The following is a 17509-nucleotide window of genomic DNA, read 5'->3' as shown; positions in this document are numbered from 1 at the left end:
AGTAGATCGCGGCCGTGTCGACCAAGCCGCTCCCCACCGCTCCGCTCCGAAGGACGCCGCTCTACGACGAGCACATCAAGCTCGGCGGCCGCATGGTCCCGTTCGCCGGCTGGGAGATGCCGGTCCAGTACAAAGGCGTCACCGAAGAGCACAAGGCGGTGCGCTCCGCCGCCGGGCTGTTCGACGTCTCGCACATGGGCGAGATCATCCTGAGCGGCGAGCACTCCGGACAGGTGGTCGACTACCTCGTCACGAACGACGTGAAGAAGCTGGAGGACGGACACGCGCTCTACACGTGCGCGTGCAACGAGGCCGGAACGATCCTCGACGACCTCATCGTGTACCGGATCGACGCGCGGCAGTGGCTCATCGTCTGCAACGCGTCGAACCGCGACAAGATCGCCGCCCACATCCGGGGCGCGGCGCAGGGCCACTGCAGCTTCGAGGACGCGTCGGATCGCACGGCGATGATGGCGCTCCAGGGGCCGAAGGCGCTCGACATCGTCGCGCTCGCGGGGGGCGACGGGCCTGCGCTGCGCGAGCTCGCGCCGTTCCACTTCCGCGACGCGACGCTCGCCAACGTGCGCTGCACGGTGGCCCGCACCGGCTACACCGGCGAGGACGGCATCGAGATCTTCTGCTCGCCGTCCGACGCGCAGCGGCTCTGGCGCGCGCTCGTCGAGCTCGGCGGTCCGCTCGGCCTCGAGGCGACGGGCCTCGGCGCGCGCGACACGCTCCGCCTGGAGGCGCGCCTGTCGCTGTACGGCAACGACATCGACGAGACGACGAACCCCATCGAGGCGGGCCTCGGCTGGGTGGTGAAGCTCGACAAGGGCGATTTCGTGGGCCGCGCCGCGCTCCAGCGCATCAAGGACGAGGGCCCCGCGCGCAAGCTGGTCGGCTTCGAGATGACGGGCCGCGGCATCGCGCGCCACGGCTACCCGCTGCTCGACGTGAGCGGCGCGAAGGTCGGCGTCTGCACGAGCGGCAGCCCGGGGCCGACCGTCGGCAAGAACATCGGGCTCGGCTACCTGCCGGCGCCGATGGCGGCGATCGGGACCGCCTTCCAGGTGGACTGCCGCGGGCGCTCGGTCGAGGCGGTCGTGGTCAAGACCCCGTTCTACAAGCGGGCCTGACCCGCGCCGCGGCGAGCCGATCCGAGCGACCGTACGCGGCGACCAGAGATCCAGGTTGGCAAAGGGAGAAGAAGTCACATGGCGAGCGACAATGTCCGAACGGACCGGCGGTACACGAAGGACCATGAGTGGGCCAAGCAGGAGAACGATCACATCGTGATCGGGATCACCGCCTTCGCGGTCGAGCAGCTCGGCGACATCACGCTGGTCAACCTCGACGTGAAGCCGGGCGACACGATCACCGCGGGCACGGCGTTCGGCACGATCGAGAGCGTCAAGACGCTGAGCGATCTGTTCGCGCCGGTGAGCGGCAAGGTCCAGCGCGTCAACGGGGATCTCGAGAACCGCCCCGAGCTGGTCAACGACGACTGCTACGGCAAGGCGTGGATGATCGAGGTCGTGCCCTCGGACGAGGGCGAGCTCGGCACGCTCATGGATCCCGACGCGTACAGCGAGCTCCTGAAGACCGCGGCGCACTGAGCGCCGCGCCCCTCCGCATTCCGCATCACCCTTCCTGCTTTCCGCTGCACAAGACCATGCGCTACCTGCCCCACACGCCCGAGGAAATCAGCGAGATGCTGCAGGCCGTCGGCCTGTCGTCGCTCGAGGAGCTCTACAGCGCGATCCCGAAGGAGGCGCGCCTCACGCGTCCGCTCTCGATGGAGCCTTCGCTCGACGAGGCCTCGCTCATGCGGCACCTCGAGGAGCTCGCCCAGAAGAACCGCGCCGGCCGCATGCTCTCGTTCCTGGGGGCCGGCGCCTACGAGCACCATTTCCCGCCGGCCGCCGATCAGCTGCTGCTCCGCAGCGAGTTCTACACCGCCTACACGCCGTATCAGCCCGAGGTCTCCCAGGGCACGCTCCAGGTGATCTTCGAGTTCCAGACGATCGTGAGCGAGATCCTCGGGCTGCCGATCGCCAACGCGTCGATGTACGACGGCGCGAGCGCGCTCGCGGAGGCCGTGCTGATGGCCCGCCGGCTGACGGGGCGCGAGCGCACGGTGCTGTCCGGGGGCGTGCACCCCGACTATGTCGGCACGGTCGAGACGTACGTGCACGGCATCGGGACCGGCAAGGCGTCGCTGGTCGGGGTCGACGTCGGCCGCGACGGCACGGCGGACGCCGAGGCGCTGACGCGGGCGATCGACGAGACGACCGCCTGCGTGGTGGTCGGCTATCCGAATTTCTTCGGCGTCGTTGGCGACATCCGGAAGGTGGCCGAGGTGTGCCACCAGAAGGGCGCGCTGCTGATCACGGTCACCCTGGACCCGTACGCGCTCGCGCTGCTCGAGTCGCCTGGCGCGCTCGGCGCCGACATCGCGGTGGCGGAGGGCCAGCCGCTCGGGCTGCCGCCGCAGTACGGCGGCCCCAACGTCGGGCTGTTCGCGTGCCGGAACGACCGCAAGTACCTCCAGCAGGTGCCCGGCCGGCTTGTCGGCGAGACGGTCGACAAGCACGGGACCCGCGGGTACGTGCTGACGCTCGCGACGCGCGAGCAGCACATCCGCCGCGAGCGGGCGACGAGCAACATCTGCACGAACAGCGGCCTCTGCGCGACGGCGGTCACGATGCGGATGTGCATGCTCGGCAAGCGCGGCTTCGTGGAGGCGGCGAAGCAGTGCCTCGCGAAGGCCGAGCACCTGAAGCGGGAGATCGCGCGGATCGACGGGTACGCGCTGCCGATGTCGGCGCCGACGTTCCACGAGTTCGTCGTGAAGGTCCGCGGCGGGGACGCGGGGAGGCTCACGCGGGCGCTGGCCGAGCAGGGGATCATCGCGGGGCTCGATCTCGGGCGGATCGACGCGCGGCGGCGGGATGAGCTGCTGGTCGCCGTGACCGAGCGGCACAGCCGGGCGGATCTCGATCGGCTCGTGGCGGGGCTCGCGGGGTTCACGGGCTGAAGCGGACGAGGCGGTTCCGAGCCGAGCGGAGCGGCGGCTGAGCGGAGCGTGGGGGCGGCTGGGGGAGGGTGTGCCGAGCTCCCTCGCCGGGGGCCTACCGCCCCGTTGGTGGCCGTCGCTGGACAGGTGAGCCCTGCGGCCCGCTGCAACGCTTGATGCAAGCGTTGCAACGGGCGACTCGGTCGCCGAGTCGGCCCTTTCAAGCCTTGAGATGGCCGACTCGGCCGGCCAGCGGGGCGGATCAAGCCTTGAGATGGCCGACTCGGCCGGCCAGCAAGGCGGATCAAGGCTTGAAATCGCTCGCTCGGCGACCGAGTCGCCCGCTTCAAGGCTTGAAACGGGCGACTCGGGCGCCCGGGAAGGCGATCTCAACGCGGGGGAGCGCTCACCGCCTTCGTCAGCGCGAGGCGACGTCTCGGCTATGCTGCGCGGGCGACGGGTTCGGCCACAGCGGCAGGAGCAACTGCCGGTAGACGGTGAGACGCAGCAGCTCGATGCCCGCGATGGCGCCGAACGCCACGGCGTCGTCCGTCCCGTAGCTCCCCTGGAGCGAGAGGCTGATCCGAGCGGCGCCCCCAGCGTGAGCGCGCCGGCCACGCCCGTGAAGCCCAGACCCCGGATCGCCTTCAGGCGCGACTCCACCGGGCTTGGCTGCCGGTCGCGACGTACATTCAGCACCCTTTACGGAACTCGCGATCAGGCAAATTCGATGGTGCCTGTGGATGCGGCGCCAAGACATTCGGACTCGCTTCGCATGACAAAGCGTGGACCCCAGTTTTTTTTTGAATGTGGAGCTCCCTGACGGCCCCCTAAGGTGCGCCACCTGCCCTGGTCGGCTCAATGCCGCCCATCGCAAAAAAATCCAGTAACAGGGCGCAGCGCGACAGCGCTTGGTCGTTGGCGCTATGCGGTTCAATGCGTCCATCGTCCAGTGTGACGCGCTGCAGCCCTCCCCTTCAGTTAAGGAGCTCTTGAGTGAGACATCACGAGCCATCATTTCTTCGACCGCTAGGATCCATCAGGCTCTCACGCATACCTTGGCGGAAATACTCCCTGCTGATGGGGGGTGTCCTGTTCAGCGCAACTGCGACCGGCTCCGCGTGCAGCTCGAGCTCACCGGAGGAGGAGCTGCACGGCACCGCGAAGCTCGCGGCGGGCACCGAGGAACCGACCTGCGTGACGATCCAGCGCGGGACCCTCGGCGCGGTGGAGGACGCGACGATCTGGGAGACGTTCCCGACATGGAGCGACTCGACCGTTCTGATCCGTACGGGCACGCTGACCGGCTTCGGCGTGCGGCACGCCGTCCTCCGCTTCGACCTCTCGCCGCTGCCCCCAGCGGCGCAGGTCGCCTCCGCGACGCTGCGCCTCCGGCAGATCTACCGGGACGATACCAGCTCCAGCACCATCAACATCCACCGGATCCTCTCGCCGTGGACCGAGCCGACAGTGACCTGGCAGAGCCTGGCGAACGGTACCGATTTCGACCCGGCGATCGCGGCGTCATTTCAGTCGCTTCCCGGCGCCGGCATGCGTTCGGCCAATCTGACCGCGCTCACTGCGGCGTGGCTCGCGGGAACCACGCCGAATCACGGCGTGTTGCTGGAAGAGGCGCCGGTCCTCACCACCTCCTTCCGGAGCAGCGAAGACCCGAACGCGTCCGAGCGGCCGAGCCTCGAGGTCTGTTACACGACCGCGCCGACTTGCACCGGCACGCTCGACGACGGCGACGCGTGCACGACCGATACCTGTGACCCGGTGCTGGGTATTCTGCATACGCCCATCTCGACCGACGACAGCGACCCGAGCACGATCGACACGTGCGACCCGGCGACGGGCGCCATCTCGCACGTCGCGTGTCCTGCGCTGGATCCGACCGTGGCGACGCGGCTCATCGACGTCGTGGGGTGCATCCACCAGGGGTCGAACGCGCCGCAGACCGGTGTGACGGCGACCTTCGACCCGGTCTCGGTCTCGGTCGTCAAGGGCAAGGTCGCGACGCAGGCGGGTGTCCCGATCCCGGGCGTCAAGGTGAGCGTGCTGCACCATAGCCCGGACGATCCGGAGAGCTACGGGCAGGTCCTCACGCGTGCGGACGGAGCATTCGATCTGGTCGTGCAAGGAGGCCAATCGCTCACGCTGAGCTACGAGAAGCCCGGCTACCTGCCCGTGCAACGACAGGTGAGCGCCCGCTGGCAGCAGTGGTCCGACGCGCCCGACGTGGTGATGATCGAGCGGGATCCCGCGGTGACGCCCGTCGCGCTGGGCGCCCAAGCGGCCCAGATGCAGGTGGCGCGCGGCAGCGTGCAGGCGGATGAGAGCGGGACGCGCCAGGCGACGCTCCTCTTCCCTCCGAACACCACCGGGACGATGACAGTTCCGGATCCGAATGGCCCGCCGGGGGCGACGATGACGGTGCCGCTGCCGAGCGAGGTGCACGTGCGGGCGACGGAGTACACCGTGGGTCCGAACGGGCCGGAGGCGATGCCGGGGACGCTGCCGCCGACGAGCGCATACACCTACGCGGTCGAGCTCGGGCTCGACGAGGCTGTCGCCGCCGGGGCGACCGACGTCCAGTTCAGCCAGCCGATCCCGTTCTACGTCGACAACTTCCTGAGCTTCCCCGTCGGGACGGCGGTGCCGATCGGCTACTATGACGCGCGAAAGGGCGCGTGGGTGCCGTCCGATAACGGGCGCGTCATCGAGATCGTCAGCGTGAGCGGCGGGATCGCGTCCGTCGATGTCGACGGCGACGGCGCCGCTGACAGCGGCGCCGCCCTCACGGAGCTCGGGATCACCTCGCAGGAGCTCGAGCAGCTCGGCGGACTCTACACGCCCGGAGCGAGCCTGTGGCGCTCGCTCGTCAACCACTTCACCCCTTGGGACTGCAACTGGCCCTATGGGCCGGATCCCGACGCACCCCCGGCGCCGCCCCCGCCGCCCCCGCCGCCCCCGCCGCCCCCACCCGACGACCCCTGCAAGGAGCCCGGCTCCATCATCGAGTGCGAGAGCCAGATCCTGGGAGAGAAGCTGCCGGTCGTGGGAACGCCGTTCTCCCTGCATTACCAGAGCGATCGGACGACGGGATGGAGGGAGCCGTTCCTCATCACCATTCCGCTCACCCAAGCGAGCGTCCCCGCCGGGCTCAAGCAAATCGAGCTGAAGGTGTCCATCGCGGGACGCACCTTCACTGACAGCATCACTTGTCCATGCGAGCCGAACCAGCACCATGTGCTCGATTGGGACGGCCTGGATCGGTTCGGCCGCAGGACGAACGGCACCCAGACGGCGAGGATCGAGCTCGGGTATGCCTACGACGCCGTGTACATGCAGCCCGCCGACATGCCGCGGGCGTTCGCGATGATTGCAGAAGTCGGCGTACCTATCACGGCCTCCAGAGCACGCAATGAGCTTGTCTATTGGCGCACATGGGAGCAGCCCGTCAGCCGGTGGACCCTCAACGGGGGAGAGAACGAGCCCGCTGGGCTCGGAGGCTGGAGCCTCAGCGCGCACCATGCGTACGATGTCAATGGAGCGATCCTCTACAAAGGTGATGGCTCCCGGCGCAACAGCAGGTCGCAGCCCTCCATCATGACGCGAATCGCCGGCGACGTGGCATTCAGCGCTGCTGCCAACGGCGAGGGCATCAGCGCCGAGGCAGCCTGGGTCGGAGAGCCGAATGGGGTCGCCCTCGGGCCCGATGGCAGCATCTATTTCTCAGACAACTCCAGCGCTCGCGTCCGGAGGATCGCGCCAGATGGGAAGATCACGACCATCGCCGGCACCGGCGGCCCTGGATACAACGGCGACAATCGGCCGGCCACCAGCGCGAGGCTGGATTCGCCGGAAGGCCTCGCGATCGGATCCGATGGGAGCGTCTACATCGCCGACACCGACAACTGCGCAATCCGAAAGGTCGATCCCTCCGGGGTGATCACGCGCGTGGTCGGCAATGGAACCTGTGGCAATACGGTGCCCGATGGAACTCTCGCTACGTCCGTAAGTATTCGCAGTCCGAGGAACGTCATCGTCGCGAATGATGGAACCCTGTATTTCACGCATGCGGCGCACTCGGGCGGGTCGGCTGACGTCCTGCTGAAGGTTGCGCCCGACGGCGTCATCAGCAAGGTGGCAGGTACGGGGGTGGCAGGCTCAGGATTGTGTAACAACCCTATTCCGCAGGACGGAACGCCCGCGTCTCAGGCCAACCTGTGTACGATCCTCGGGCTCGCAATGACAGAAGATGGGACGCTGTACCTGTCCGATTTCTACCGCCATCGCGTCTATTCGATCGATGCTAGCGGTATTCTGCGCGTGGTGGCGACAGTGAACAATCCGGGCGCGATCGCCGCAGATCTTGACGGTGTTCTTGTCAGCATCAACACCAATAATACTGGTACGCTACCCACCATCCGCCGACTGACATTCGACGGAGATAACAAGCATTTCGCAGGCAAGGTCGGGACCACGCCTCCCAGCTCGCTCTGCAACAGAAACCATTGCGGGATCAATGGTCCGGCAACCAAGGCCCTGCTCTCGCGGGTGACCGGGCTTGCTGTCGGGCCGGATGGACGTGTGGTCATCGCTGATCGCCCTAACGTTGGCTCCTCTGGCTTCAATCATGGGCTCATCGCCCGCGTCACATGGCCATTCCCTGCGTTCAGCCGTGGCTCTGAACATTCCATCGCCAGCGAGGACGGCTCCGAGATCTACCTCTTCGACAGCACCGGGCAGCACATCAGTACACTCGATACCCTCCTCGGAGTCCCAAAGTATCAATTCGGGTACGACGCGGCGGGAAGGCTGTCGACGATCACTGACATCAACGAGCAAGTCACCATCATTCAGCGCGATGCGAGCGGCGCGCCAACAGGCATCATGGCGCCCACCGGGCAGTTCACGACGCTCGAGTTGGGCGCCGAGGGGTACCTCTGGAGAGTGACCAACCCAGCGAATGAGACGACCACGCTCGAGTACTATCCGAGCACCGGCCTCCTCAGCGCCTTGACCGACCCGCTCGAGCGCCGTCATGAGTTCGAATACGAAGCAGACGGCCGCCTTGCCAAAGATTCCGACCCGGCGGGCGGCTACAAGGAGCTCCAGCGGACGCTCACGACATCAGGCCACAGCGTCACGGTCACCACGGCGATGGGCCGAGCTCGATCGCATGCGATCGAGGTGCTGTCGACGGGTGGTACGAGGCGCGTCCACACCGGATCGGACGGTCGTTCGAGCGTCGTTGACATCGGTCAGGATGGTGCCACAACCGTAACGGGGCGCGACGGCACCGTGGTTTCCACCGAGAGGACCAGCGATCCACGTTTCGGCATGCAGTCGCCGATTGTCAGCAAGGAAACCACGATCACCCCTCTGGGGCGAACGATGCAGGTCACCCGATCACGCTCGACGGTGCTCGGGCCGCTGGGAGACCCCTTGAACGTCGCCTCGCTGACCGATGTTCTGACCATCAATGGAAACCCGTTCACTCAGGTGTTCAACAGGACGACGAGAACGATCCTGTCCACATCGCCGGTCGGGCGTCAGTCATCCGTTGTACTGACGACCGAAGGACGAACACAGCGCACCCAGTCGCCCGGAATCCTGCCGATCGACTTCACGTACCATCCAGACGGTCGGCTGCACACTCGGTCCCAAGGCTCCAGGACCTGGACATATACCTATGAAGACAACGGCTGGCTCACGACGGCGATCGATCCACTGCTCAACGGTGTCTCGCTCCTTCACGACCCGGTCGGCCGGGTCACGCAGCTGACGAGGACGGACAACGAGGTGGTCGGGACCACTTACTACCCCGGTGGGCGCGTGCATACGGTGACGCCTCCAGATCGTCCGGCACATACGTTCAGCTACAATCCAGCCGACATGCTGGAGGCCTACCTGGCGCCGCCGCTCGGATCTGTGTCCGGGGAGGCCTCCTGGTCCTACGATCTCGACCAGCTACTCACGAGCTCGGCCCGCGCCGGCGAGCCGGCCGTGACGTACGTCCGGGAGCCATCGACAGGCCGTGTCAGCCAGATGGTCTTGCCCCTGGGGATGGGCACGGTGGCCTTCGGCTACAGCCCGACGACGGGGAAGCTCGTGAATCTGAGCGGCCCCTCGGGGGTATCGCTCGCCTACGGCTACGACGGCGCGCTGCTGACGAGCGGGACGTGGACAGGCGATGGATTCGGCGCCGGCTCGGGCACGGTGCAGTGGATCTACAACAATGACTTCCGCGTCGCCAGCGAGAGCATCAACGGCGGCGCGGCGGTCACCTTCGGGTACGACAACGACGGTCTCCTCAATCAGGCGGGCGGCCTCTCGCTGTTCAGGCATCCGCAGAACGGGCTGTACACTGGCAGCAGCATCGGCGTCGTGAGCGACACGGTAACCCCGGACGCCTATGGCGCCGTGGCGACGTATGTCGCGCAGGTGAGCGGCTCGACGATATACCAGGTGACGTATACGCCAGATGCCCTGGGACGCATCGAGAACATGACGGAGACGATACAAGGGCAAACGCACGCTTACGAGTATGTTTACGACCTCGTCGGCAGGCTTACTGACGTGTATCGTGACAGCGTGCTCACGGCACACTACGACTACGATGTGAACGGGAACCGCTCGGCGCGGACCTCGTCGGGCGGGACGGAGGTAGGCACGTATGACGACCAGGACCGGCTCCTGACCTACGCAACCAAGACGTACGGGATGAGCCCGGCGGGCGACCGGACGAGCGTGACCGACGCGGTGACGGGAGGGACAACGGCCTTCACCTACGACGCCGGCGGCAAGCTGCGGCACGTCGAGCTGCCGGATGGCACCGACATCGATTACCTTGTCGATGGCGAGGGGCACCGCATCTGGAAGCAGCGGAACGGGGTCAACGTCCAGGGATTCCTGTACCGGAGCGACCTGCAGCCGGCGGCAGAGCTCGACGGCGCGGGTGGCGTGGTGGCTCGATTCGTCTACGGGCGAGGGCGGAACGTGCCGGATCTGATGATCAAGGGCGGCGCGACCTACCGCATCCTCACCGACCATCGCGGCAGCCCGCGGCTCGTGGTAGACACCGCGAACGGCGTGGTGGCTCAGCGGATGGATTTCGATGAGTTCGGTCGCCTGCTCATCGACACCAACCCCGGCTTCACGCCGTTCGGGTTCGCGGGCGGGCTCTATGATCGCGACACGGGGCTCGTCCGTTTCGGAGCGCGGGATTACGATCCGGAGACCGGCAGATGGACCACGAAGGACCCGATCGGCTTCGCTGGCGGGGACACCAACCTTTATGGGTATGTCATCGGCGACCCTGTCAACCTGACTGACCCGTCGGGTACGGGCCCGGCCGACTACGTCGATTGCCTGGCTAGTGGCCATTCGGTACTCTTCTGCATCCTAGAGGAGATAAAGAATGCACGCGATAACGGGCCGTTGGCGGATGAAGACGAGAACGCCGGAGCTCCCGGGAGCCCCTACCGGGATCCCCCCGAGCGGTTCCCTCCCTCTCGTTTCCTCAAATGCACCAACTTGCTGGTCGTCCGTGCGGTCAACTGCTGCAAGATCGAATGCGACTTCCATGACGATGAACCGAAAACATGCCCGAAGGACCCATCGCGCAAGAGCGAGGAGGAGGAATGCTTCGACGCATGCCTGGATGCATCAGGGGCGGCATTCTGATGGGTTTCACCAGGCACCGCTGAGGGCATAGAATGGATACGGGCGATGACCTGAAGGCGCTGCTCGACCGCGCAGGACAGTTGGTGCGAGCCGGCGATATTGTGGAAGCCGAGAAGGCATTCCGCGGCGCGCTGGACCTGGCAGAGCGAGCTTACGGGCGAGATGCGCCCCAGGTCATCGCCCCGCTGCGCGGGCTGGCCTACATCGCCGCCAACCCGCGCAGCGACCCAGGTCGCCTTGTCGAGGCCGACGCGTGGATTCGGCGCGCGCTGCGCGTCGCGGAGGCCAACTTCGGCACGGACGATCCGCGGCTTAGCCGTCTTCTCCATAGTCTTGGGATCAATCTCTGGACGGCGGGCGCCTTGGAGGAGGCTTCCGAGCACCTCGTGAGGGCGGTCGCCCTCTCCGAGCGGGCGCACGGGGAAAGCCGCGACACGGCGTACATCATGACGTCCCTGATCTACGTGCTGCTCGAGGCGGAGCGGCCGGCAGACGCGCTCCCGCTCGCCGAGAGAGCCCTCCGCATCCAGGAGGCGGCGGCCGACTCGACGAGCGGCAGCGCGGTCACGCTTGCGTTGATCGCGCTCGGCCGGTGCCTCATGGGGGTCAAGAGAAACACGGAAGCGATCGCCTGCATGGAGCAGGCCGCCGCCAGGATTCTGGCAAGAAACCCGGATGCCCGGAGCCCGGCCCTGGGCGAGATTCGTGGCTGGATCGAACAGATGAGAAGAGAGCCGTAGCGCTTCTCAGGCGAACGCGTTGCGCCGGACGATGGTCGCCTCGCGGTCTGCTCCGACCGAGACGACGTCGACCGGCACGCCGGTCTCCTTCTCGACCATCTCCACATACTGCCGCGCCGCCGCGGGCAGCTCCGTCATAGAGCGGGCGCCATCGATCGGCTCGCTCCACTCGGCCACCGTCTCGAGCGCCGGCTTCGCCGTCGCGATCTCGTCGGCCCTCCGCGCCTGACATCCGATCCGGCGAGGCGCAACGTGAATGAACGCGAGGAGGAGGATGGCGAGCGCGGCGACGACATCCATGACGCCCCCCTGGCCGCACCCTGCCGGGGCACGACTTCGCCGGTCAACCGGCGTCCGCGGCGCCAATGCGCGTCGCGCGCCCGGTCCTCGACCGCCCCCTCGACTGCCCACTTCCCGGCTCGACGGCTCCCCATCGTGTCCGGAGAGACGCTCGCGCGCCCCTCAGCGCGAGGCGACGTCCTGCCCGCGCTGCTGCGCGGGGAACGGGTTCGGCCACAGCGGCAGGAGCGACTGGCGGTAGACGGTGAGACGCAGCAGGTCGATCCCCGCGATGGCGGCGAACGCCATCGCATTGTCTGTCCCGTAGCTCCCCTGGAGCGAGAGGCTGATGCCGAGCGGCGCCCCAAGCGTGAGCGCGCCGGCAAAGCCCGTGGAACCCGCGCCCCAGAAGCGGCGGTAGCCGCCCGCGTCGAGGGCAAGGCCCAGCTGGCCAGCCTGGAAGCCGCGCGTCGCGACCCGGGCGAGCAGCGCGAGATCGATGCCGCTGTCGAGAATCGGCGTCGCACGCATCAGGCCGCCGACGATGACGGGCGCGTCGGGCGTGGTCCCGACGCCGACGTCGCACGACAGCGCGCCGTCGAAGACGAGATCGCTTTCCCCCTGCTTCCAGCCGATCGCGCCGGCGCCCACGAAGGTCCACGCGGAGGCGTCCGCGCGCGAAGGCGAGGACCAGGCGAGCGGGGCGAGCAAGGCCCCGACGGCGGCGAGGCAGGCGATGGGCGAGCGCACGCGAGCGAGCTAGCACGAAGCGCCGAGCGGCGATAGGTCAGCGCGCGGGGCCGCGCCGCTCGACGACGTGCCGCGCCACGAGCGCGGCCACCTCGGGATCGAAGAGGAGCGTGTTGTGCCCCCGCCCCTCCATCACCCGCACCTCGCCGCCCGGCAGCGCGTGCGCGATGGGCGAGCGGACCAGCGTGTCGGCCCCCGCGACGATCGACAGGTGCGGGATGCTCGAGCGCGCCGTCCCGAGGAGGACGCGCCGGAGGACCGGGCTCGACGCGTCGAGATCGCGCGCGCCGCCGAAGCCGAGCAGCGCCACGCGCGGGATGCCGCCGAACGGGCTCGCCATGGAGATGGTCTGCACGATGCGCGGATCGCCGACCTCCTGCGCGAAGAAGCGGCACACGATGCCGCCCATGCTGTGGCCGACGAGGTGCAAGCGCGCCCCGTCCGGCAGCGCCGCGACGAGCGCCGCGAGGCGCTCTGACAGCGCCTCGACGCCGGGCCCCGGCGCGTAGGACATCGTCGCCGTGTGGACCGACCACGACGGCTCGGCGCGCGCCGGGTCCGTCCGACCACGCGCCCGCGAGGCGCGCGACAGGGCCGCGTGACGCTCGATCGCCGTGCGCAACGGCCGGAGGACGCCGGCGGAGGCGAAGAGCCCGTGAAGGATGACCACCACCTCGTCGCCGTCGCGCGCCCCGTCAGGGATCACCGGCGCGAGGGTGTCGTACGGCAGGAGGACCGCCTGCCTCGCGAACGAGGCCACCTCCCTGCCAGCTGTCGCCGCGAAGGCCGACGCACGGAACCACCTCGCCACGTGGTGGCTCTTACCATGGATCCGTCGCGCGACGTCCCCGTGGCTCGCGACGCGCTGTGTCGCGGGCGCGCGCCACGAGGACGCCGCGCGGGCGGCAAGGAGGCCGATCACGGCCGCAGCAGCCAGACATGGAAGCTGCGGAACGTCCCCCGGAGCGCGCGGATCCGGACCAGGTCCCCCGGCGCGACGTCGCGCAGCGGCACCCGGATCTCGGACCAGCGGTCCAGAGGACGCTCTGGCACCTCGACGCGCGCCTCGTCCGCGGCGCGCTCGACCGCCACGCCGATCGCGATCGGGCCGCCCCCGTCGGTGCGCAGCGCGAGCACGGCGGGCCCGCGGGCGCTCGCGGCGGCCGCGGCGGCCGCGGCGGCCGCTCCGATCGCGAACGACTGCTCGCGCCCCTCGGGGATGATCCTGCCGGCGTCGAACCGCGGCGCACCGCCGCCGTCGCTCCCGTCCCGAAGCACGGCGCCGACGACCCAGCCGCCGCGCGGCGACGGGAACGCGTAGCCGTGCGCCCGCTCGTCGACCAGGTCGGCGATGTCCACCTCGTCGATGGCCCCGTCGCGGCGCTCCCCCGGCGGGGCGAGCGCCGACCAGTCCGCCTCGTAGATCACCTTCTCGTCCGCGGCGCACATCACGTTGTCCTCGATCTTCACCGCGTCGACGCGCCGGCCGAAGACGTCCGCGAGCCCGCCCCACCACGAGGGGTACAGGGCAAAGACGTCAGGCCGCTCGGCGGCGTCGAGCCGCTCGATGAGCTCGACAACGGCCGGCACGCCGTGCACCGAGGCCCGCGCGAACGGCATCCCCCGGTACCCGCCGAGCCCGAGCCCGTCGATGGCCGGGATCCCCGACAGGTACGGGATCGCGCCCGCGTCGCCGAGCAGCACCCGCCGCGGCCGCGGCGCGCGCGCGGCGAGGCGCCGCGCGACCTCGACCTGCTGCCCGGCGATGTTGGCCGAGGAGCGGGCGAAGTGGTCGATCTGCCGCCCGAACCACGGGGAGGGCGCCGCGAGGGCCGCGAGCGCGAGCGCCGCGGCGACGCCCGCCGCGAGCCGCCCCCGCCGCGCGAGCGCCTCGGCCCCGAGGGCCGCCGCGACGAGCAGCATCGCGAGCGCCGGGGCGGCGTAGCGGAGGTTCTGGTAGCGCGCCGTCGCGTTGAGCGCGACGAGGAGCAGCGAGCCGTAGGCGCCGATCAGGAGCGGCACGGCGAGGCGCCGCGCGCGCCGGTCGAGCGCCGCGATCGCGCCGAGCAGCGGCAAGAGGAGGGCATAGGACGGACCGCCGAGCGCGCTCTCCAGCGCCTGCACCCGCAGCGCAGCGAGGTTCTTGATCACCTCCACCGCCTTCTCGAGCGGCGCCGGGTACGGGTTCGAGAGGATGAGCTTGCGCACCGCCCCCGCGGCGCTCCACTCCCCCGTGAGCGCGCGGTTCGCGGCGGCCTGCGCGCCGAGGAGCAGCGCGGTCGGCAGGGACGCGCGCGCGAGCGACGCCGCCGCGCCCAGCGAGCCCGCCGCGTGGGCCACGGCGATCGCGAGCGGCGCCGCGAGCGCGACGGCCTCGGGCCGCGTCGCGACGAGCAGCGCGGCGAGGAGCCCTGCCCGGAGCTGCTCGGCCGGGCGCTGCGCCGGCGGGGCGAGCTCGGCGCGCCGCACCGCGACGAGCGCCCGGCCCATCACCGCGCCGAGCAGCGCGACCTCCATCCCGGAGAACCAGCTCCAGTCGAGCAGCGGCACGGCCACGACGAAGAGCGGCGCGACCCAGGCGACCCAGCGGGAGGACGCGGCGCCGGGCCCGGCGCGCGGCTCGAGGAGCCGCCGGAGCGACCGGCAGAGGTCGAGCAGCGCGGCGCACGCGAGGAGCGCGGCGAAGAGGCCGAGCCACGCGCCGCGAAACCCGAGCAGGTACCCGGGCGCGAGGGCGAGGGGGTACGCCAGGCTGGTCCCGCCCGAGGAGTAGCCGTTGCCCGGGATCCACGAGAACGGGTGGCCAAGGGCCGCGGCGCGGGCGAACCCGAAGTGGATGTAGACGTCGTCGAGGGGCGCCGGCCAGACGCCGCCCGTCCTGGCGAGCGCGGGTCCGTAGAACGCCGCGGCGGCGCCGAGCACCGGGATCGCGGCGCTCGCGTGCCACAAGAGCAGCCGGATCCGCGGCGGGCGCCTCACGGCCCGGCCGGTACCACGAAGGAGCCCAGGACGGCGCGCCGATTCTGGCTAGACTGCGCGCCATGGTGCTCAGAGCCGTGGTGGACGAATCGATCGACTCCGCCCACTGGGAGGCCGTCGAGGAGGCGGCCGAGCTCCTGCAAGAGGAGCAAGTCCAGGAGGCGCTCGTCGCGCTGCGCGACGTGATCAAGGCCTCCCCGTCGAACCCGTACGCGTACAACCTGCTCGGGCACGCGCTCTACGAGCTCGGCCAGCTCGAGCCGGCGCGCGATGCATACCGCGCCGCCGTGCGGCTCGCGCCGAGCTTCCTCGGGGCGCGGGTGGCCCTGTCGCACGCGCTCCGTCGCGTCGGCGACACGGAGGGCGCGATCGCGCAGGCGAAGGAGGCGCTCCGCCGGTTCCCGAAGGACGGCGAGGCGATGCACGCGATGGGGCTCGCGTACGCGGCCCGCGGCAACCGCGCGCTCGCGCGGAAGCACCTCCAGGGCTTCCTGGACGCGGGCCCTGAGGTCGAGTCCGCCATGGAGGTGCGGCAGATCCTCGAGATGCTCGGCGTCGGGGACGACGACGAGCCGCTCCAGTTCGAGTAGCCTTCCCTGGCGCACGCGCGCGCGGCGCGCCGGAGGCAAGGAACTCGATGGCGACCACCCCGCACTTCGATCTCATCATCATCGGCACGGGGCCGGGCGGCGAAGGCGCCGCCATGACGGCCGCGAAGCACGGCAAGTCGGTCGCGGCGATCGAGCGCTACACGCGGGTCGGCGGGGGCTGCACCCACTGGGGGACGATCCCCAGCAAGGCGCTGCGCCGCGCGATCTACCACATGAACCTGATCAACCAGAGCCCCATCTACAAGCGGATGGATGTGGTTCCGGAGTACCCGTTCGCCGAGCTCCTCGCGACCGCGAACCGCGTCATCGACGAGCAGGTCGATCTGCGGGAGAGCTTCTACGACCGGAACCGCGTCCAGCTCATTCCGGGGCAGGCCAGCTTCGTCGATCCGCACACGATCGAGGTGGAGGGCGACGGGGGCCAGCGCCGGCGTTACACGGCCGACAGCTTCGTCATCGCGACCGGCTCGCGGCCGTACCGGCCGGCCGACATCGACTTCAGCCACCCGCGCATCTTCGACAGCGACACGCTGCTGCGCATGGATCACACCCCCCGGAGCATCACGATCTTCGGGGCGGGCGTCATCGGGTGCGAGTACGCGTCGATGCTGCGCAACATGCAGGTCGCCGTGAACCTCGTGAACACGCGCGCCCATCTCCTGGAGTTCCTCGACGACGAGATCACCGACGCGCTCGGCTACCACTTCTGCGACAAGGGGATCCGCGTCCTGAACGGCGAGGAGCACGAGGCGGTCGAGGCCACGAAGGAGGGCGTCGTGCTCTCCCTGAAGAGCGGGAAGAAGCTCCGGAGCGAGGTCTTCCTCTGGGCCAACGGGAGGTCGGGCAACACGGCCGATCTCGGCCTGGAGAGCGTCGGCATCACGCCGAACAAGCGCGGTCAGATCGAGGTGAGCGAGACGTTCCAGACGAGCCAGCCGCACATCTACGCGGTCGGCGACGTCGTCGGCTTCCCGGCGCTCGCGAGCGCGAGCTACGACCAGGGCCGGTACGTGGCCAGCCACCTCTGCGGCGACGCCGACGACAAGCTGGTCCGGGACATCCCCACGGGCATCTACACGACGCCCGAGATCTCGTCGCTGGGCAAGAGCGAGCGGGAGCTCACGGCGGAGAAGGTGCCCTACGAGGTGGGGAAGTCGACGTTCAAGACGCTCGCGCGCGCCCAGATCACAGGCCAGCAGGTCGGGATGCTGAAGCTGATCTTCCACCGGGAGACGCTCGCGCTGCTCGGGATCCACTGCTTCGGCGAGAACGCCGCGGAGATCATCCACATCGGGCAGGCGATCATGTCGCAGCCTGCGCCGCACAACACGATCCGGTACTTCGTGAACACGACGTTCAACTACCCCACCATGGCCGAGGCCTACCGCGTCGCGGCGCTCGACGGGCTGGGGCGCGTGTTCTGAGGGCGCGGCTCCCGA

General features: G+C 69.3%; 11 protein-coding genes and 1 pseudogene. 7 read left to right on the top strand and 5 right to left on the bottom strand.

The features are described 5' to 3' along the window. Positions 1-14: 14 nt before the first annotated feature. From gcvT to gcvPA, 3 genes are all read left to right on the top strand, one after another. Complete coding sequence (gene gcvT, locus POL72_RS37885; protein WP_272101697.1) at positions 15-1136, top strand: glycine cleavage system aminomethyltransferase GcvT; 1122 nt, start codon at positions 15-17, stop codon at positions 1134-1136. Between the two features lie 78 nt (positions 1137-1214). Then, positions 1215-1616, top strand: a complete 402-nt coding sequence (gcvH, locus tag POL72_RS37880; RefSeq protein WP_272101696.1) for a glycine cleavage system protein GcvH — start codon at positions 1215-1217, stop codon at positions 1614-1616. 56 nt (positions 1617-1672) lie between these two features. After that, positions 1673-3037, top strand: a complete 1365-nt coding sequence (gene gcvPA, locus POL72_RS37875) for an aminomethyl-transferring glycine dehydrogenase subunit GcvPA (RefSeq protein WP_272101695.1) — start codon at positions 1673-1675, stop codon at positions 3035-3037. 397 nt (positions 3038-3434) lie between these two features. On the opposite strand, the gene POL72_RS37870 is transcribed toward gcvPA, so the two are convergent. Next, entirely contained in the window at positions 3435-3557 is a 123-nt protein-coding gene (locus POL72_RS37870; protein WP_269454237.1) for a hypothetical protein, read from the bottom strand. Between the two features lie 539 nt (positions 3558-4096). Here POL72_RS37870 and POL72_RS37865 point away from each other — a divergent pair. Then, entirely contained in the window at positions 4097-10711 is a 6615-nt protein-coding gene (locus POL72_RS37865; RefSeq protein WP_272101694.1) for a DNRLRE domain-containing protein, read from the top strand. Between the two features lie 32 nt (positions 10712-10743). Continuing rightward, the gene (locus POL72_RS37860; RefSeq protein WP_272101693.1) at positions 10744-11451 is read left to right on the top strand and encodes a tetratricopeptide repeat protein; all 708 of its coding nucleotides are present in this window, start codon (positions 10744-10746) and stop codon (positions 11449-11451) included. A gap of 6 nt (positions 11452-11457) precedes the next feature. On the opposite strand, the pseudogene POL72_RS37855 reads toward POL72_RS37860, so the two are convergent. The 4 genes and pseudogenes from POL72_RS37855 to POL72_RS37840 form a co-directional block, all read right to left on the bottom strand. Further along, a pseudogene (locus tag POL72_RS37855) lies at positions 11458-11664 on the bottom strand (adenylosuccinate synthetase); the annotation flags it as partial. A 249-nt stretch (positions 11665-11913) separates the two neighbouring features. Beyond that, positions 11914-12381, bottom strand: a complete 468-nt coding sequence (locus tag POL72_RS37850) for a hypothetical protein (protein WP_272101692.1) — start codon at positions 12379-12381, stop codon at positions 11914-11916. Positions 12382-12517: 136 nt separating this feature from the next. Further along, the gene (locus POL72_RS37845) at positions 12518-13291 is read right to left on the bottom strand and encodes an esterase/lipase family protein (RefSeq protein ID WP_272101691.1); all 774 of its coding nucleotides are present in this window, start codon (positions 13289-13291) and stop codon (positions 12518-12520) included. A gap of 107 nt (positions 13292-13398) precedes the next feature. Then, positions 13399-15459 carry a DUF8728 domain-containing protein gene (locus POL72_RS37840; RefSeq protein ID WP_272101690.1) on the bottom strand — a complete coding sequence of 687 codons (2061 nt, stop codon included), beginning with the start codon at positions 15457-15459 and terminating at the stop codon, positions 13399-13401. Positions 15460-15521: 62 nt separating this feature from the next. Here POL72_RS37840 and POL72_RS37835 point away from each other — a divergent pair, with 62 nt between their 5' ends. Both POL72_RS37835 and sthA read left to right on the top strand, forming a co-directional pair. Next, positions 15522-16049 (top strand): tetratricopeptide repeat protein, encoded by a 528-nt coding sequence (locus POL72_RS37835; protein ID WP_272101689.1) that lies wholly within the window; start codon positions 15522-15524, stop codon positions 16047-16049. Positions 16050-16096: 47 nt separating this feature from the next. Next, a complete protein-coding gene (gene sthA, locus POL72_RS37830; RefSeq protein ID WP_272101688.1) occupies positions 16097-17494 on the top strand; it encodes a Si-specific NAD(P)(+) transhydrogenase in 1398 nt (465 codons plus the stop codon). The last annotated feature ends 15 nt before the right edge of the window (positions 17495-17509 follow it).

The sequence above is a fragment of the Sorangium aterium genome (genome assembly GCF_028368935.1).
GTDB classification, from domain to species: Bacteria; Myxococcota_A; Polyangia; order Polyangiales; family Polyangiaceae; genus Sorangium; species Sorangium atrum.
The sequence above is the reverse complement of the archived record's forward strand: the minus strand, read 5'-3'. Positions and strand labels throughout refer to the sequence as shown.

What these genes read in the sequence shown, in the direction of transcription:
- gcvH (WP_272101696.1), top strand. Translation starts at nt 1,215, where the DNA reads ATGGCGAGCGACAATGTCCGAACGGACCGGCGGTACACGAAGGACCAT.
- gcvPA (WP_272101695.1), top strand. Translation starts at nt 1,673, where the DNA reads ATGCGCTACCTGCCCCACACGCCCGAGGAAATCAGCGAGATGCTGCAG.
- POL72_RS37865 (WP_272101694.1), top strand. Translation starts at nt 4,097, where the DNA reads ATGGGGGGTGTCCTGTTCAGCGCAACTGCGACCGGCTCCGCGTGCAGC.
- POL72_RS37860 (WP_272101693.1), top strand. Translation starts at nt 10,744, where the DNA reads ATGGATACGGGCGATGACCTGAAGGCGCTGCTCGACCGCGCAGGACAG.
- POL72_RS37835 (WP_272101689.1), top strand. Translation starts at nt 15,522, where the DNA reads ATGGTGCTCAGAGCCGTGGTGGACGAATCGATCGACTCCGCCCACTGG.
- sthA (WP_272101688.1), top strand. Translation starts at nt 16,097, where the DNA reads ATGGCGACCACCCCGCACTTCGATCTCATCATCATCGGCACGGGGCCG.